14 protein-coding genes are annotated in these 16,318 nt (G+C 77.7%); 8 read left to right on the top strand and 6 right to left on the bottom strand.

The features are described from left to right. Nucleotides 1-169 precede the first annotated feature (169 nt). Genes B9L22_RS11210 through B9L22_RS11190 form a run of 5 tightly spaced genes read left to right on the top strand, consistent with a single transcriptional unit; the run spans nt 170 to nt 8,660 of the window. Complete coding sequence (locus tag B9L22_RS11210; protein WP_086150425.1) at nt 170-1,735, top strand: pyridoxal-dependent decarboxylase; 1,566 nt, start codon at nt 170-172, stop codon at nt 1,733-1,735. Next, nucleotides 1,732-3,282, top strand: coding sequence for a lysine N(6)-hydroxylase/L-ornithine N(5)-oxygenase family protein (locus B9L22_RS11205; protein ID WP_086150424.1), 1,551 nt, complete (start codon nt 1,732-1,734; stop codon nt 3,280-3,282). The genes B9L22_RS11210 and B9L22_RS11205 overlap by 4 nt, the downstream gene beginning before the upstream one ends. After that, nucleotides 3,279-5,807, top strand: a complete 2,529-nt coding sequence (locus tag B9L22_RS11200) for a GNAT family N-acetyltransferase (protein WP_086150423.1) — start codon at nt 3,279-3,281, stop codon at nt 5,805-5,807. The genes B9L22_RS11205 and B9L22_RS11200 overlap by 4 nt, the downstream gene beginning before the upstream one ends. Nucleotide 5,808: 1 nt before the next feature. Beyond that, entirely contained in the window at nt 5,809-8,028 is a 2,220-nt protein-coding gene (locus B9L22_RS11195) for a penicillin acylase family protein (protein ID WP_233140025.1), read from the top strand. After that, the gene (locus B9L22_RS11190) at nt 8,025-8,660 is read left to right on the top strand and encodes a GNAT family N-acetyltransferase (RefSeq protein ID WP_086150422.1); all 636 of its coding nucleotides are present in this window, start codon (nt 8,025-8,027) and stop codon (nt 8,658-8,660) included. The genes B9L22_RS11195 and B9L22_RS11190 overlap by 4 nt, the downstream gene beginning before the upstream one ends. A gap of 66 nt (nt 8,661-8,726) precedes the next feature. On the opposite strand, the gene B9L22_RS11185 is transcribed toward B9L22_RS11190, so the two are convergent. The 5 genes from B9L22_RS11185 to B9L22_RS11165 form a co-directional block, all read right to left on the bottom strand. After that, nucleotides 8,727-9,245, bottom strand: a complete 519-nt coding sequence (locus B9L22_RS11185; RefSeq protein WP_143317248.1) for a hypothetical protein — start codon at nt 9,243-9,245, stop codon at nt 8,727-8,729. A gap of 55 nt (nt 9,246-9,300) precedes the next feature. Continuing rightward, on the bottom strand, nt 9,301-9,663 hold the full coding sequence (locus B9L22_RS11180; RefSeq protein ID WP_034652603.1) for an ACT domain-containing protein: 363 nt from the start codon (nt 9,661-9,663) through the stop codon (nt 9,301-9,303). Between the two features lie 105 nt (nt 9,664-9,768). Beyond that, nucleotides 9,769-10,899, bottom strand: coding sequence for an NAD(P)/FAD-dependent oxidoreductase (locus tag B9L22_RS11175; RefSeq protein WP_086150420.1), 1,131 nt, complete (start codon nt 10,897-10,899; stop codon nt 9,769-9,771). Next, the gene (locus B9L22_RS11170) at nt 10,896-11,447 is read right to left on the bottom strand and encodes an isoprenylcysteine carboxyl methyltransferase family protein (RefSeq protein WP_074806491.1); all 552 of its coding nucleotides are present in this window, start codon (nt 11,445-11,447) and stop codon (nt 10,896-10,898) included. The genes B9L22_RS11175 and B9L22_RS11170 overlap by 4 nt, the downstream gene beginning before the upstream one ends. Further along, entirely contained in the window at nt 11,444-12,616 is a 1,173-nt protein-coding gene (locus B9L22_RS11165) for a type III polyketide synthase (RefSeq protein ID WP_086150419.1), read from the bottom strand. The genes B9L22_RS11170 and B9L22_RS11165 overlap by 4 nt, the downstream gene beginning before the upstream one ends. 108 nt (nt 12,617-12,724) lie before the next feature. Here B9L22_RS11165 and B9L22_RS11160 point away from each other — a divergent pair, with 108 nt between their 5' ends. Continuing rightward, nucleotides 12,725-13,579 (top strand): UbiA family prenyltransferase, encoded by an 855-nt coding sequence (locus B9L22_RS11160; RefSeq protein ID WP_086150418.1) that lies wholly within the window; start codon nt 12,725-12,727, stop codon nt 13,577-13,579. Nucleotides 13,580-13,585: 6 nt separating this feature from the next. Here B9L22_RS11160 and B9L22_RS11155 read toward each other — a convergent pair whose 3' ends face one another. After that, a complete protein-coding gene (locus tag B9L22_RS11155) occupies nt 13,586-14,515 on the bottom strand; it encodes a LysR substrate-binding domain-containing protein (RefSeq protein WP_233140023.1) in 930 nt (309 codons plus the stop codon). A gap of 94 nt (nt 14,516-14,609) precedes the next feature. Here B9L22_RS11155 and B9L22_RS11150 point away from each other — a divergent pair, with 94 nt between their 5' ends. Next, the gene (locus B9L22_RS11150; RefSeq protein ID WP_086150417.1) at nt 14,610-15,590 is read left to right on the top strand and encodes a threonine/serine dehydratase; all 981 of its coding nucleotides are present in this window, start codon (nt 14,610-14,612) and stop codon (nt 15,588-15,590) included. Nucleotides 15,591-15,664: 74 nt separating this feature from the next. After that, nucleotides 15,665-16,285 carry an L-threonylcarbamoyladenylate synthase gene (locus tag B9L22_RS11145; RefSeq protein WP_061268434.1) on the top strand — a complete coding sequence of 207 codons (621 nt, stop codon included), beginning with the start codon at nt 15,665-15,667 and terminating at the stop codon, nt 16,283-16,285. Nucleotides 16,286-16,318 lie beyond the last annotated feature (33 nt).

Below are 16,318 nucleotides of genomic sequence, written 5' to 3'. Positions count from 1 at the left end.
CACCAGGACGGGCGACTGCCATCCTCTCCCCACCGTGGCCGCGCGTCCACGGCGGACGTGGTGCAGGTCACTCTTGACGCGAAACCGCGCTACGCTAGGTTAGGCAAGGCAAACCTCAGGTTGCCCCGCCGCGGTCCGTGGCGGTCCTCTCCCCGTCCTGGAGCCTCGCATGCTCTCAGCACGATCCGGCGCGCCCGCGCACGGTACCCCGACCGCCCCCGCGCTGCTCACCGGCGCGACCGCGGGCGCCTACGCGAGCACCCTGCACGCCGTGGTGGACGACGTCGCCGCGCGCGTGGCCGCCGTCGACCAGCCCTGGTCCGGCGCGAGCCGCACGCACCTGGCGGCGCTCGTCGACGCCGCCGACCTCGACGGCCCCGGCGTCGGGACCGACGCGGCGCTGCGGGAGGCCGCCGACCTCTACGCGACCCACGCCGTGTGGTTCCACCACCCCGCCTACGCAGCGCACCTCAACTGTCCGGTCGCGCTGCCCGCCGTCGGGGCCGAGGCCCTGCTCGCCGCGATCAACACGTCCGTCGACACGTACGACCAGTCGACCGTCGCGACCCTCATGGAGCGCCGCCTCGTCGCCTGGACCGCGGGCCGCGTCGGCTACGCCGCCGGCGACGGCGTCCTCACGTCGGGCGGCACCCAGTCCAACCTTCACGCGCTCTTCCTCGCCCGCGAGCGCGCCGTCGAGCGCGCGGCCCGCGACGGGCTCGGACGCTCGGCCGTCCTGCCGCGCCTGCGCGTCCTGGCCGCAGGGTCGAGCCACTTCAGCGTCGCGCGCTCGGCCCTCCTGCTCGGGCTCGCCGACGACGCGGTCGTGCGGGTCGAGGCCGACGCCGACGGCCGGGTCGTGCCCGCGGCGCTCGCGGCCGCGGTCGCCGCGGTGCACGCCGCGGGCGACGTGGTCATGGCGGTCGTCGCGACCGCCGGCACGACCGACCGCGGCTGCGTCGACCCGCTCGCCGCGGTCGCGGACGTGTGCGACGCGGCCGACGTGTGGCTGCACGTCGACGCCGCCTACGGGTGCGGCCTCCTCGTGTCCCCGACGCGCCGGCACCTGCTCGACGGCATCGAGCGCTCGCGGTCGGTGACCGTCGACTACCACAAGGCGTTCTTCCAGCCCGTGTCCGCGAGCGCGCTGCTCGTGCGCGAGCGCGCCGACCTGGAGCGCGTCGCGCACCACGCGGACTACCTCAACCCGCGCGAGAACGCCGAGCCGAACCAGGTCGACGTGTCGCTCCAGACGACGCGCCGCTTCGACGCGCTCAAGCTCTGGACGACGCTGCGCGCGCTCGGCCCCGGCGGGGTCGGCGCGATGGTCGACGCCGTGTGCGACCTCGCCGCGCAGGTGCACGCCGACCTCGCGGACGACCCCGAGCTGCGCGTGCTCGGCCGCACGGACCTGTCCACGGTCCTGTTCCGCTACGAGCCGCCGGGGCTGTCCGCGGCGCACGCGGACCGCCTCGTGCCGCTCGTGCGGCGCGTGCTGTTCGAGTCCGGTCGCGCGGTGGTCGCCAAGACCGTGCTCGACGGCGTCCCGTGCCTCAAGCTCACGCTGCTCAACCCGACCGTGACGCTCGCGGACGTGCGCCACGTGCTCGACCTCGTGCGCACGACGGCCCAGGCGCTCGTCGAGCGCGACGAGCTGCTGCACGACGACGACGTCGCGACGCACGCCGCGGACCTCGTGGCGTCCCTCGCGACCGCCGGGGCGGTGACCCGATGACCACGACTGCCCCCACGACGAGCGGCCCCGCCCGAGCGCCCCACGACCCGGCGCCCCACGACCCGGCGCGCGTGCGCGACGTCGTCGGCGTGGGGATCGGGCCGTTCAACCTCGGGCTCGCGGCGCTGTCCGCGCCCCTCGACGACGTCGACGCCGTGTTCCTCGACGCGGCGCCCGAGTTCCGCTGGCACCCCGGGATGATGATCGAGGGGGCGACGATCCAGGTCCCGTTCCTCGCCGACCTCGTCACGATGGCGGACCCGACGTCGCCGTACTCGTTCCTCGCGTTCCTCAAGGCCACGGGCCGGCTCTACCCGTTCTACATCCGGGAGTCGTTCTACCCGCTGCGCGCCGAGTACGACGCGTACTGCCGCTGGGTCGCGGCCCGCCTGGGCTCGCTGCGCTGGTCGCGGCGCGTCGTCGCCGTCGAGCACGACCCGGCCGCCGACGCGTTCGTCGTGCGGGCCGAGGTCCTCGACGCGGACGGCGCCGTCACGGGTACCGAGGAGCACCGGGGCCGCCACCTCGTGCTCGGCGTCGGCACGTCGCCGGTGCTGCCGCCCGCGCTGCGGACGCTCGCGGACGAGGTCGCGCGCGGCGAGCACCCGGGCGCCGGGCCGCTCGTGCACAGCGCGCAGTACCTGCCGCACCGCGACGCGCTCGCGGCCGCGGGCTCGGTGACGGTCGTGGGCAGCGGCCAGTCGGCCGCCGAGGTCTACCGCGACCTGCTCGACGGCGTGCACGGCGACGCGCGGCGCCCCGGCTACCGGCTCGACTGGGTGACGCGCTCGCCGCGCTTCTTCCCCATGGAGTACACGAAGCTCACGCTCGAGATGACGTCGCCGGAGTACACCGACCACTTCCACGCGCTGCCGCTCGAGCTGCGCCAGCTCCTCGGCCGCGAGCAGCGGGGCCTGTACAAGGGGATCAGCGGCGACCTCGTGGACGAGATCTACGACGCGCTGTACCGCCTGAGCCTGGACCGCCCGGTGCCGACGACGCTGCTCACCGACACCGAGGTCGTCGCCGCGCGGTACGAGCCGGCCGTCCGCGGGCGCGACGACGCGGGCGTCCCCGGGGAGCCCGACGCGGCGGGGTCGGCCGGGGAGTACGTGCTGCGCCTGCGGCACGCGCAGCTCGGGCGGGAGGTCGAGCGCCGCACGCGCGCGCTCGTCGTCGCGACCGGCTACGCCGCCTCCGTCCCGGCGTTCCTCGACCCGGTGCGCCACCTGCTCCGGTTCGACGAGCTCGGGCGGTTCGACGTCGCGCGCGACTACACGGTCGACGACGCGCGCCGCGTCCACGTGCTCAACGGCGAGGAGCACACGCACGGCATCACCGCCCCGGACCTCGGGTTCGCCGCGTGGCGCAACGCCGTCGTGCTGCGCACCGTCACGGGCCGCGAGGTGTACCCGGTGGAGGAGCGCATCGCGTTCCAGACGTTCGGCCTGCCCGACGACGCCGGCCCCGCCGCCGCCCCGCCTCCGGCCGCGTCGCGCACCGCGGACGCAGCGGCGGCCGGGCGCACGGCAGGGGAGGCCCGATGAGCGCCCCCACCGCGACGACGGCGGCCGCGCCGTCGCCCGCCCCGGCGACGAGCGCGAGCCCGGGCGCCGCCTTCGCGGTGCGGGTCCGGCTCGGCAGCGGCCGCGCGGAGGTCTCGTTCGAGGCGGTCGACCCGGTGCGCGACGCCGCGCTCGTGCAGGGCTGGCTCGCGCACCCCCGCTCGGCGTTCTGGCAGCTGGGCCACCTCGACGTCGACGGCGTGCGGGACTACCTCGCGGGGGTCCGCGCCGACCCGCACCAGGACGCGTGGCTCGGCCGGGTCGACGGCGTGCCGTCGTTCCTCGTGGAGACGTACGACCCGGCGCGCGTCACGCTCGCCGACGTCCCCGCGGCCGTCGCGCTCCTGGAGCCGGGCGACGTCGGGATGCACCTGCTCGTCGCGCCCCCGGCCGGGCCCGCGCGCGGCGGGTTCACCTCGGCGGTGATGGGCGCCGTCGTGCGGTTCTGCCTCGACCCCGCGGGACGTGGCGCCCGCCGTGTCGTCGTCGAGCCGGACGTGCGCAACGCCGCGATCGTGGCGAAGAACGCCGCGGCCGGGTTCCGCGTGCTGCGCGAGGTGGAGCTGCCCGGCAAGACGGCGCACCTCGCCGTCGCGACGCGCGCCGACCTCGACGCGAGCCCGCTGGGAGACGGCGTCGACCACGCCCCGCACCTGCGCCCCGACCTCGCCGAGCGCGCGCACCGCCACCTCGTCGCGAAGACGATCGCCGAGCTCACCCACGAGCGGCTGCTCGCGCCGCGCGCGGAGGTCTGGCCGGTCGATGCCGACGGGCCGGGGCAGTACGTGCTGCCCGTCGCGGACGGCTCGGTGGAGTACCGGTTCGTCGCGCGGCGGTACGCGCTCGAGCACTGGGTGCTCGACGAGGCGTCGATCCGGCGCACCGCGCAGGCCGGGCACGGCGCGGCGAACCGGACGGCCGAGGCGGGTGACCCTGCGGGTACGGGCGACCGCGCGGGTACGGGCGGCACGAGCGCGCGGCGTGAGCTGCCGGTCGACGCGCTCGACCTCGTCGTCGAGCTCCAGCCCGACCTGCGCATCCCGGACGACCTGCTCGCCACCTACCTCGAGGAGGTGTCGTCCACGCTCGCGAGCGCGACGGCGAAGCTCGAGCGGTACGAGCGCACCGGCGGTCCGAGCGCCACCGACCTCCTCGGCGCGTCGTTCCAGCAGGTCGAGGCGGCCATGACGGAGGGGCACCCGGGGTTCGTCGCGAACAACGGGCGCATCGGGTTCGGCCTCGCGGAGTACCGCGCGTACGCGCCCGAGAACGGGGGCCGCGTGCGGCTGCTGTGGCTCGCTGCGCGGCGCGAGCACACCCACCTCGCGCTCGGTGCCGGGCTCGACGAGGAGACGCACTACGGGGCCGAGCTCACGCCCGACGAGCGCGCCGCGTTCGCCGAGCGGCTCGCCGCGCGCGGCCTCGACCCGGCCGACTACCTCTACCTGCCCGTGCACCCGTGGCAGTGGGAGCACCGCGTGCCCATCACGTTCGCGGCCGACGTCGCGCGCGGCGACCTCGTCCCGCTCGGGCCGGGCGCCGACGAGTACCAGCCGCAGCAGTCGATCCGCACCCTGTTCAACCTCACGCGGCCCGGCCGCCACTACGTCAAGGTGGCGCTCGCGATCCAGAACATGGGGTTCCTGCGCGGGCTGTCGCCCGCCTACATGCGCGACACCCCCGCCATCAACGACTGGGTCGCCGACCTCGTCGCCGCCGACCCGGAGCTCGGCGGCCGCGGCTTCACCGTGCTGCGCGAGCTCGCCTCGGTCGGGTACACCGGCGACGTCTACCACCGCACCGCCACGCCGTCCCCGCACCGCAAGATGCTCGCCGCCCTGTGGCGCGAGAGCCCCGTGCCGCGCACCGCGCCCGGGGAGCGCCTCGCCACCATGGCCGCGCTCCTGCACCGCGACCCCGACGGCGCCGCGCACGCGACCGCGCTCGTGCGCGCCTCCGGGCTCGACCCCGCCGACTGGGTGCGCGCCTACCTCGACGCCTACCTGCGCCCGCTGGCCCACGCGCTCCTCGCGCACGACCTCGCGTTCATGCCGCACGGCGAGAACCTCATCCTCGTGCTCCGCGACCACGTCGTGGTCCGCGCCGTCATGAAGGACGTCGGCGAGGAGATCGCCGTCCTCGGCGACGCGCCCCTCCCGCCCGGCGTCGAGCGCGTGCGCGCCGTCGTCGACGACGAGGAGAAGGCGCTCGCGATCTTCACCGACGTGTTCGACGGCGTCCTGCGCCACCTCGCCGCGATCCTCCACGGCGACGGCGTGCTGCCCGAGGACCGGTTCTGGCGCCTCGTCGCGGAGTGCCTCGACGCCCACCGCGCCGACCACCCCGACCTGCGCGGCGGCGTCGACCTGCGCGCCCCGCGGTTCGCGCACTCGTGCCTCAACCGCCTCCAGCTGCGCAACACGCTCCAGATGGTCGACCTCGCCGACCAGTCCGCGTCCCTGCTCTACGCGGGCACCCTCGCCAACCCCGCCGCGCGGGAGGGCTGACGTGACGGCGAGCCCCGGCGGGTTCTCGGTGCACCGCGACGCGTGGGGCGTCCCGCACGTGCGCGCCACGGACGAGCTCGCGCTCGCGCGCGGCCAGGGGTACGTCACCGCGCTCGACCGCGGCTGGCAGATCGAGGTCGACCGGTGGCGCGCCGAGGGGCGGCTCGCCGAGCGCCTGGGCGAGCCGGGCCTCGCGTGGGACCGGTTCGCCCACCGCGTCCGCCTCGCCGACACCGCGCGCCGCGCCTACGCGGCGCTCGCGGACGACGACCGCGCCTGGGTCGACGCGTACACCGCGGGCGTCGACGAGGGCCTCGAGCGCGGGCGGGACGTGCCCGAGATGCACGCCCTCGCCGACCCGGTCTGGCCCGGCGGGGGCGACCTGCCCCCGCACGAGCCGTGGCCCGCGTGGGCGCCGCTCGGCGTCTTCCTCGTCGCGCACGTCCTGTTCTCCGGCTTCCCGCACGTGCTGTGGCGCGACCACGTCGCACGCACGCTCGGGGTCGCCGTCGCACGCTCCCGGCCCGACGTTCCCCCCACCACGGTGCTCGACCTGCTCGCCGTCGACGGCGGCCCCGGCTCGGGGTCGAACGCGTGGGCGCTCGCGGGCGCCCGCACGCGCGGCGGGGCGCCGCTGCTCGCGGGCGACCCGCACCGCCTCCTGGAGCTGCCGGGCGTCTACCAACAGGTGCGCCTGGCGTGCGACGCGTACGACGTCGTCGGGCTCGCGTTCCCGGGCGTCCCGGGGGTCCCGCACTTCGGGCACGCGGGCGCGGCGGCGTGGGGCGTCACGAACGCGATGGCGCACCACGTGGACGTCGTCGCGGAGCGGCTGCACCGCACCGCGGACGGCGGTGTCGTCGCGGAAGGGCCGGACGGTCCGGAGCCGGCGGACGTCGTCGTCGCCACGATCCGCGTGCGCGCGGCCGGCGGCCCGGTCGAGCACCGCGTGGAGACGATCGAGACGGCGCGCGGCGTCGTCGTCACCGGTGGGCCCGACGATCCGGGCCGGACGTTCGCGGTGCGCCTGCCCGCACGCGTGGACGCCGACCTCGGGGTCACCGCGTGGCGACGGCTCCTGCGGGCCGGGTCCGCGCGCGACGTCACGGACGCGTTCGCGACGTGGGTCGACCCGGTCGACCGCGTGCTGGCGGCGGACCGTGCGACCGTGCTGTCGGTGACGGCGGGGCGCGTGCCCCGCCGCGACCCGGCCGAGCGCGCGCTGCCCCTGCCGGGGTGGGCCGACGCCGGGCGCGCCCGCCCGTGGGTCGTGCCGCCCCCGCCCGTGGTCGTCGACGACGTCGCGGTCGACGCGAACGAGCGGCCCGCGCGGCCCGGCCTCGACCTGGGCCGCACGTACGCCCCGCCGCACCGCGCCCGCCGGATCCGGGCGCTCCTCGCGGCCGCGGGCGACGACGTGACCGCGGCGGACCAGTCGCGCGTCCACGCGGACACGCTGCTCGGCGGCGCGGACGACCTGCTCGGGTGGCTCGACCGCGACGCCCGCGCCTCGGGCGACGGGGCCAGCGCCGACGACGGCACGACCGCGCGTCCCGATCCCGCGACGGTCCGCGCGGCGGCGCGGCTGCGCGCGTGGGACCGCCGCATGGACGCGGGCAGCGCCGACGCGGCGCTCTTCGCGGCCTGGCGCGGCGCGCTGGTCGGCCGGGTCGCGGCGCACCCCGCGCTCGCGCCGCTGCACGCGCCCCACGGCCTCGACCCGGTCTTCGCGCCGTGGCTGTCGGTCACCGCGCGCGTCGCCGACGCGCTGCCCGCGCTGCTCGGGGCCGCGTGGCTCGGGATCGACGGCGCCGCGCTCGCGTGGGCCGCGCTCGCCGACGTCGTGCGGGCGCGGGACGACGCGCCGGGCCCCGCGCCGGTGTGGGGCGACACCCACCGCGTGCTCGGGCTGCACGTGCTCCTCGACGTGCCGGGCGCGCCGGTCCCGCGTGTGCCGGACGTGCCGCTCGGGGGCGACACGGACACCGTGCGCTGCACCGCGAGCGTGCCGGGGGTCAGCGACGTGTGCGTGCGCGGGTCGGTCGCGCGCTGGGTGTGGGACCTCGCCGACCGGGACGCGAGCCGCTGGGGCGTGCCGTTCGGCGCGAGCGGCGACCCGCGCTCGCCCCACTTCGCCGACCGGCTCGCCGCGTGGGCCGACGCCGAGACCGTGCCCGTCGTGACCGACTGGGCCCTGCTGCGCCACGAGGAGACCCGATGACCGCGACCGACCTGCCCGCCCCCGGCCGCCTGCGCACCGGCGCTCCCGGGGAGCTGCTCCTCACGCACCGCGCGCCGGGCGGAGGCCGCCTGACGCTGCGCGTCCTCGACCCGGACGCGGACCTCGACGTGCTGCACGCCTGGGTGACCCGGCCGTGGGCGCGGTTCTGGGGACTCGGGGACCTGTCCCGGACGGAGCTGCGCGACCTGTACGCCTACGTCGGCTCGCTGCCGACGCACCACGCGTTCCTCGTGCGGTGGGACGACGCCCCGGTCGCGCTCCTGCAGACCTACGAGCCGGAGCACGACCCCGTCGGGGAGGCCTACGCGGTGGCGCCGGGCGACGTCGGGCTGCACTTCCTGCTCGGCGGGCGCGGCCCGCGCGGGGCGGACCTGTGGGCCGCCGTCGGTCCGCTGGTCGTCGCGTTCTGCCTCGCCGACCCGCGGGTGGACCGGATCGTCGTCGAGCCGGACGCGGCGAACGAGCGGGCGCACGCCCGGATGCGGGCCCTCGGCTTCGAGGTGGCCGAGCGGGTGCGCGTGGGGGAGAAGGACGCGCTCCTCGCGTTCCTGCCGCGCGACCGCGCGCGCGACCTGCTCGACCGGGCGGAGAGGGCAGCGGCGCGGGCGTGACCGGCTGCGCCGCCGAGCGCGGTGGGGCGGGCTCCGAGCGCAATGGCTCGGCGGCCGGGCGTCGGGTCAGCCGCCGGTGAACGGGGCGATCGTCAGCGGAGCGCCGAGCGCCTCGCACGCGTCGCCGAGGTCCGCCTGGGCCTGCGACCACTCCGGGGAGCCCACGCCGGTCGACTCGGCGAACGTCCCGACCGCGACGGCCGGCGCGGCCGCCTGGAGCTCGCCGACCGCCGTCTGCACGGCGCTGTCCCCGCCGGACGGCAGGCGGCCGAGCACGCGGGTGGCGAGCCTGTACCAGCCGTCCCGCTCCTGCTCCGCCATGCGGCCGTCGGCGAGGCCGAGGTCGGCGTTCTCCACGATCGTCATGACGTCGCTGGAGGCGACGCAGGTCGCGGCGTCGTCCGGGGCGCCGTCCTGGTCGCCGTCATCCGCCGGGGCATCCGTGGCGGGCGACGGCGCAGCGCTGCTCGCCGCCTCCGGTTCCTCGGCCCCGTCCACCGTGCCCGCACCGCCGGACCCGCACCCGACCAGGACCGCCGTGCTCAGCACCACGGCCGCTGCCGCCACCCACCCTCGCGCTCGCATCCGCGCATGCTACCGGTGCGGGGACCGCGCACGACGACGAGCGGCGACCCGGGGGTCACCGAGGAGCGGCGACCGCGTGACCGGCGTCGCGCAGCACCCGGGTGGCCTGCTCGAGCCGCACCTCCGGGACCAGCACGAGGTCCGCGTGGAACGTGGACGCGACGAACACCGGCACGCCCGCCTCGCCCAGCGGCCCGACGACGGACGCGAGCACGCCCGACGTCTCCAGCCCGTGGGCCGAGCCGTAGAAGCCCGCCCACCGCTCCGCGTCGTCGAACGGGGACGCGTGCCGCACGACCGTGAGCCCTTCGGGGGCGCGCACGAGCGCGACCCACTCGTCGTCCTCGGGGAACGTGGCGCCCGGGACGTGGCCGAGCAGGAATCGGTCGGGGACGACGTGCAGGTCGAGCGAGGTCATGGCCGCACGGTAGCGGTGGGCGCCCACACCGGGGCGTGGCGAGACGACGGGCGCTCGCCGGACGAGCGCAGCGGGCGGGTACCGCGACCGGCACGCAGCCGCCCGTCAGCGGGCCAGGCGCTCCACGACCGCCCCGTACAGCCACGGCGCGGCGCTCGCGGCGGGCACGATCGCGCGGCGGGCGGGGCTGCCCGCCCAGGCGAGCAGGCCGGAGGTGAGGACCCGATAGTCGCGCGTGGCGCGGGACCAGGCGCGCTCGTACGCGGCCGGGTCGTCGAGGTGGCGCACGGCGGCCTCGGCCTGGGCGAGCCCGACGCGCACGCCCTCGCCGGTGAGCGCGTCGACGTACCCGGACGCGTCGCCCACGAGGCGCACGTGCCCGGCGGTGCGGCGTCGGGCCCGCTGGCGCAGCGGTCCCGCGCCGCGGACGCGCCCGAGCACGGGGGCGTCGCGCACGCGGTCCGCGAGCTCGCCGAACGCGTCGAGCCCGTGGTGCCCGTCCCGGGGCGTGCCGCGGGCGCCGTCGCGGTGGGTGAGGACGGCGACGCCGACGACGTCGGGCGCGACCGGGGTGACGTATGCCTCGGCGTGCGGTGCCCAGTGCACCTCGACGAGGTCGCTCCACGGGGCGAGCCGGTAGTGGGTGCGCAGGCCGAACCGGGCGCGCCCGTGCGGCGGGGCGTCGAGGCCGGTCAGGCGGCGCACGGTGGAGTGCAGCCCGTCGCAGCCGAGCACGCGGGCGGCCCGCACCACCTCGTCCGCGCCGCCGTCCGGCCCGGGTGCCTCCGCGGCGGGTACCCGCGCCGCGCCGAGCACGACGTCGACCCCGCGGGCGTCCTGGCGCAGCGCCCGGAGCGTGGCGTGCTCGATCGTGACGCCCTCGGCGAGCGCGCGCTCGCGCAGGGCGGCGTGCAGCGCGGTGCGCCGCACGCCGCGGCCCGGGCCGGCGGCGAACGGGTGGTCGGCGTGGCGGGTGGCGTCGCGGTAGCTGATGCCGGCGAGCGGGTGGCCCGGCGGGTCGACGCCGAGGGCGAGGACCGCGGCCAGCGCGCCGGGGAGCAGGCCCTCGCCGCACGCCTTGTCGATGACGCCCGCGCGGCGGTCGACCACGAGGACGTCGTGCCCGGCGCGGCGGGCGTGCAGCGCGGCGGCGAGCCCCACGGGCCCGCCGCCGACGACCAGCACGTCGACGTCGCGGTCGGTCGTGCGGCGTGCGGTCGACCGGGGAGGGGTCACGGCACGGCCGGGTGCGCGGCGGCGCCGGCCGCGGTCGCGCGGGCGAGGGCGCGCTCCTCGGCGGGGATGCGGAAGCGGGCGAGCAGCACGGCGTTGAGCAGGGTGAACGCGACGGCCGTGATCCAGCACGAGTGCACGAGCGGCAGCGCGACGCCCTCGACCACGACGGCGACGTAGTTGGGGTGGCGCAGCCACCGGTACGGGCCGCGCGCGACGAGCGGCAGGCCCGGCACGACGATGACGCGCGTGTTCCACCGCGGCCCGAGGGTCGCGATGCACCACCAGCGCAGGCCCTGGCTCGCGAGCACGAGGACGAGCATGGGCCAGCCGAGCCACGGCAGGAACGGCCGGTCGGCGAGCCACGCCTCGGCCACGCACGCGAGCAGCAGCCCCGTGTGCAGGGCGACCATCGCGGGGAAGTGGCCGCGGCCGGACTCGACGCCGCCCCGTGCGAACGACCAGCGGGCGTTGCGGGCCGAGACGACGAGCTCGGCGAGCCGTTCGACGGCGGTGGCGCCGACGAGCACCACGTACCAGGCGAGGCTCATCCCTGGCCCTCCTCGGCTCGCGCGACCGCGTGCCCGCCCGCGTGACCGGTCCCGTGCGCCCGGCGGGGGCCGTCGAGCCGCAGCAAGACGAGCTCGGTGCTCACCCCGGGCCCGAACGCCATGAGGACGGCCGGCGCGCCGGGCGGCACGTCCGTGCGGGCCAGGGTCGCGCCGAGCACGTGCAGCACCGACGCCGACGACAGGTTCCCCACCTCGCGCAGGGACGCCCGGCTCAGCGCGAGCTCCTCCTCGGCCAGGCCCAGGGTGTCGCGCACCGCGTCCAGGACGCGCGGGCCGCCCGCGTGCACGACCCACGCCCCGACGTCGCCCGGCTCGAGGTCGTGCTCGGCGAGCAGGGCCTTGACGTCGCCCAGCAGGTGCGCCCCGATGAGCTCGGGCAGACGCGCCGACAGCACGATCTCGAACCCCGTGTCGCCGACGCGCCACCCCAGGTCGCCCGTCGTGCCCGCGTGCAGGTGCGAGCGCGAGTCGACGACGCGCACGCCCCGGGCGCGCACGCCCGCGCCCGCCCGTCCGTACGGGCCCGGGCGGCGGGCGAGGCGGTGCTCGTCCCCGACGAGGACGGCCGCCCCCGCGCCGTCGCCGAACAGGCCCGACGCCACGATGTTCGCCGTCGACGGGTCGGTGCGCTGCAGCGTCAGGGAGCACAGCTCGACGGCGACGAGGAGCGCGACGTCCCGCGGGCGCCCCCGCAGCAGGTCGTCCGCCCGCGCTAGGCCCGCCGCGCCCCCGGCGCAGCCCCACCCGAACGACGGCGTGCGGCGCACGTCCGGTCGCAGGCCGAGCCTGGCCGCGACGAGCACGTCGAGCGTCGGCGCGCCCACGCCGGTGACGGTGGTGAGGACCACGTGGTCGACCTCGTCCGGGCGCAGGCCCGCGTCGTCGAGCGCCGCGCGGCACGCCTGCTCCGCGAGGTCGGTCCCGAGCGCGAGGAAGGTGTCGTTGGCGGAGCCGAACGACAGCCCGCCGTAGTCCTCCAGGGGCAGCGCGAGATGACGGGTCTCGACGCCCGCGTGGGCGTGCAGCCGGCGCGTGAGCGCGCGGCGCACCGGGTCGTCGGTGAGCAGCTCGCTCGTGACCCGGGAGATCTCGTCCTGGCGGTACGCATGCGCGGGAAGCGAGGTCCCGACGGCGACGACGCGCGACATGCCCGCATCGTCCCACCGGCCCGGTCCGCCCGCGCGGGGGGAGGGGGTAGCCGCGGCGACCGGCCCGGGCGCCGGGCGCGCGACCCGGCGGCGGGCTAGGTTGCCGCCATGGTGACCGGTCGCTCGCGAGGGCTCGTGCGCGGCCTCGTGGTCGCGAGCCACTTCCCACCCACCGTGATGGTCACCGCGTTCGCCCTCGCGCTCTCCGCGGGCATCGGCGCCGGCGCCCGCACGACGACGCTCGTCGCGCTCGCCGTCCTCGCCGGCCAGCTCTCCGTCGGCTGGTCCAACGACTGGCTCGACGCGCGCCGCGACGTCGCCGTCGGCCGCGCCGACAAGCCCGTGGTCACGGGCCTCGTCACGGCGACCACCCTGCGTGCCGCGGCGCTCGTGGCGCTCGGCGCGTGCGTCGTGCTGTCCCTCGCCACGGGGCTGCTGCCCGGGGTGGTGCACATCGTCGCCGTCGGGGTCGCGTGGTCGTACAACGCGCTGCTCAAGGCCACGTGGTGGTCCTGGGCCCCGTACGCCGTCTCCTTCGGGCTGCTCGCGGTGTTCGTCGTGCTCGCCGCCCCCGGGGAGGGCCGCCCCGCCCCGTGGGCCGTCGCGGCCGCGGCGCTGCTCGGCGTCGGCGCGCACGTCGCGAACACGCTGCCCGACCTCGAGGACGACGCCGCCACGGGCGTGCGCGGCCTGCCGCACCGGCTCGGGCGCCGCGCGAGCTCCGTGCTCGCGCCCGTGCTGCTCGCCGCGGCGTCCGCGCTCGTCGTGACCGCACCGCCCACGCCCCCCGGCCCCGAGACGTGGGCGCTGGGCGCCGTCGCCGTCGTGCTCGCCCTCGCCGCCGGCGCTGTCGGGGTCGTGCGCCCGCGCAGCCGCGCCCCGTTCGCGCTCTCCATGGCCGTCGCGGGCGTGTGCGTCGTGCTGCTCGTCCTCGCGGCGCCCGCCGTCGTCGTGCCCGCCTGACCGGCGTCAGCCCGCCGCGCGCACCAGACCCTCGACCACGGCCGCCGCACCCGGGGACGGGCGCTCCCCGTACGTCACCGCGAGCACGCGCCGCGCCGCCCCCGGCAGCGCCCGCACCGTCACCCGCGGGTCCCGGTGCGCCCGCAGCGCCAGCGCGGGCAGCAGGGACACCCCCACGCCCGACGCCACGAGCGCCTGCACCGCGACGTAGTCGTCCGTCTCGAACGCGACGCGCGGCGTGAACCCCGCCCGCTCGCACCGGCCAACCAGGTCCGCCCGGCACCGCTCGCAGCCCGCGATCCACGCCGCGTCCGCGAGCGGCGCGAGGTCCACCGCCCCCTCCTCGGACGACGCGGCGGCCCCGTCCGTGGCGGAGCGCGTGCCGAGGTGCGTCCCCGGGTGCGGGCCGGTCCCCGCCCGCACGAGGAACAGCTCCTCCGCGAGCACCGGCACCGCGCGCAGCCCCTCCACGTCCAGGGGCGACCGGTCGTGCTCGAACACCAGCGCCACGTCCACCGCACCGCGCCGCAGCGCGTCCAGCGCCTCCGGCGGCTCCGCCTCCACCAGCCCCACGCCCAGACCCGGGTGCTCGCGCGCCAGGCGACCCACGACGTCGGGCACCAGCGTCGCCAACGCGGACGGGAAGGCCGCCAGCCGCACCCGACCCGCCGACAACGACACGAGAGCGTCCAGCTCCTCGCGCGCCGCGCCCACGCGCCCCAGGATCTCCTCCGCCCGCGCCGCGAGCAGCCGACCCGCCGCCGTCAGCCGCACACCCCGGCCGTGCCGCTCCGTCAGCGGCACCCCCACCTCCGCCTCCAGGCGCGCCAGATGATGGCTCACCGACGGCTGCGCGTAGTGCAGCGCACGCGCCGCCCCCGTCACCGAGCCCTCGCGCGCCACCGCCGCCAGCACCCGCAACCGCGTCAGGTCCACGTCCACACCCTCATGCGCGAAGCATAGATCCCGTCGATCGGTCCCCACAGAACAGGCATTGGACCGATGAGACGGCCCGCGGCACCGTGGACCCATGCCCCCCGCAGACCTCGCCCCGCCCACCCTGCGCGACGTCCTCGACGCCCGCCGCCTCCTCGCCACCCACCTCCAGCCCACCCCCACCCGCACCTACCCCGCGCTCGACCGCGCCACCGGCACCCACGTCGTCGTCAAGCACGAGAACCACCAGCCCACCGGAGCCTTCAAGGTCCGCGGCGCCCTCAACCTCCTCCTGCGCCTCACCCCCGACGAGCGCGCCCACGGCGTCACCGCCTTCTCCACCGGCAACCACGCCCAGGCGGTCGCCCACGCCGCCCGCACCACCGCCACCCCCTGCACCATCGTCATGCCCACCCACCCCAACCCCACCAAGGCCGACGCCGTCCGCGACCTCGGCGCACGCCTCGTCCTCACCGGCACCACCTTCGACGACGCCCGCGAGCACGCCACGGCGCTCGCGGGCGAGGACGGCTCCCGGCTCGTCAGCGCGGCGAACGAGCCGCTCCTCGTCGCCGGGGTCGCGACGGCGTACCTCGAGCTCCTCGCCGACGCGCCGGACCTCGACGTGCTCGTCGTCCCCGTGGGCGGGGGGAGCGGCGCGGCCGCGGCCTGCCTCGTCGCCCAGGCGATCGCCCCCGGGCTCGAGGTCGTCGCCGTGCAGTCGGCCGCCTCGCCCGCCGCGCACGACTCGTGGCGCGCGCGCGACCTCGTCGCCCGGCCCAACACCTCGCGCGCCGAGGGCCTCGCCACCGGCACCGGCTTCGCGCTCACCCAGGCCGTCCTGCGCGAGCACCTCGACGACTTCGTCCTCGTCGACGACGACACGATCGACCGCGCCGCCGCGCTCTACCTCACCGCGGCCCGGACCGTCGCCGAGGGCGCGGGCGCCGCCGCCCTCGCCGCCGTCCTCGCCGACCCCGACCGGTTCGCCGGGCGCCGCGTCGGCGTCGTCTGCTCGGGCGGGAACGCGAGCCCGGCGGAGCTGCGCCGCGTCTCCGCGCACCTGCCCCGGTAGCCGCCTCGGGGTCGGGGCGCGCGACGACGGCGGTCCCGGCGGCCGGACCGCGGCCCCGGGCCTAGGCTCGCCCCATGGCCCGCTACCTCGACGTGCACCCCGACAACCCGCAGCCGCGCGCGATCGCGCAGGTCGTCGCCCTCCTCGAGGACGGCGGCCTCGTGGCCTACCCGACCGACTCCGGCTACGCGCTCGGCTGCCGCATGGACGACCGCGAGGGCGCCGACCGCATCCGCCGCATCCGCCACCTCGACGACCGGCACCACTTCACGCTCGTGTGCGCCGACTTCGCCCAGCTCGGCCACTTCGTCATGGTCGACAACGCGGCGTTCCGGTCGATCAAGGCCGCCACCCCGGGCCCGTACACCTTCATCCTGCGCGCGACGTCGGAGGTCCCGCGCCGCCTCGCGCACCCCAAGAAGAAGACCGTGGGCGTCCGCATCCCCGAGGACACCGTCGCCCAGGCCATCGTCGCCGCGCTCGGGGAGCCGATCCTGTCGAGCTCGCTCATCCTTCCCGGCTCGACCGAGGCGCTCACCGACGGCTGGGCCATCAAGGAGGAGCTCGACCACGTCGTCGACGCGGTCGTCGACGGCGGCGAGCGGGGCAGCGCGCCGACGACCGTCGTCGACTTCTCCGACGGCGCCCCCGAGGTCGTGCGCGTCGGCGCGGGCGACCCGTCCCGCTTCGAGTAGGACACTGCCGGGCCGTCGTCGCGGCCACCCCGG

It is taken from the genome of Cellulosimicrobium sp. KWT-B, from assembly GCF_002127155.1.
GTDB classification, from domain to species: domain Bacteria; phylum Actinomycetota; class Actinomycetes; order Actinomycetales; family Cellulomonadaceae; genus Cellulosimicrobium; species Cellulosimicrobium funkei.
This window is presented reverse-complemented; position numbering and strand designations above follow the sequence as displayed.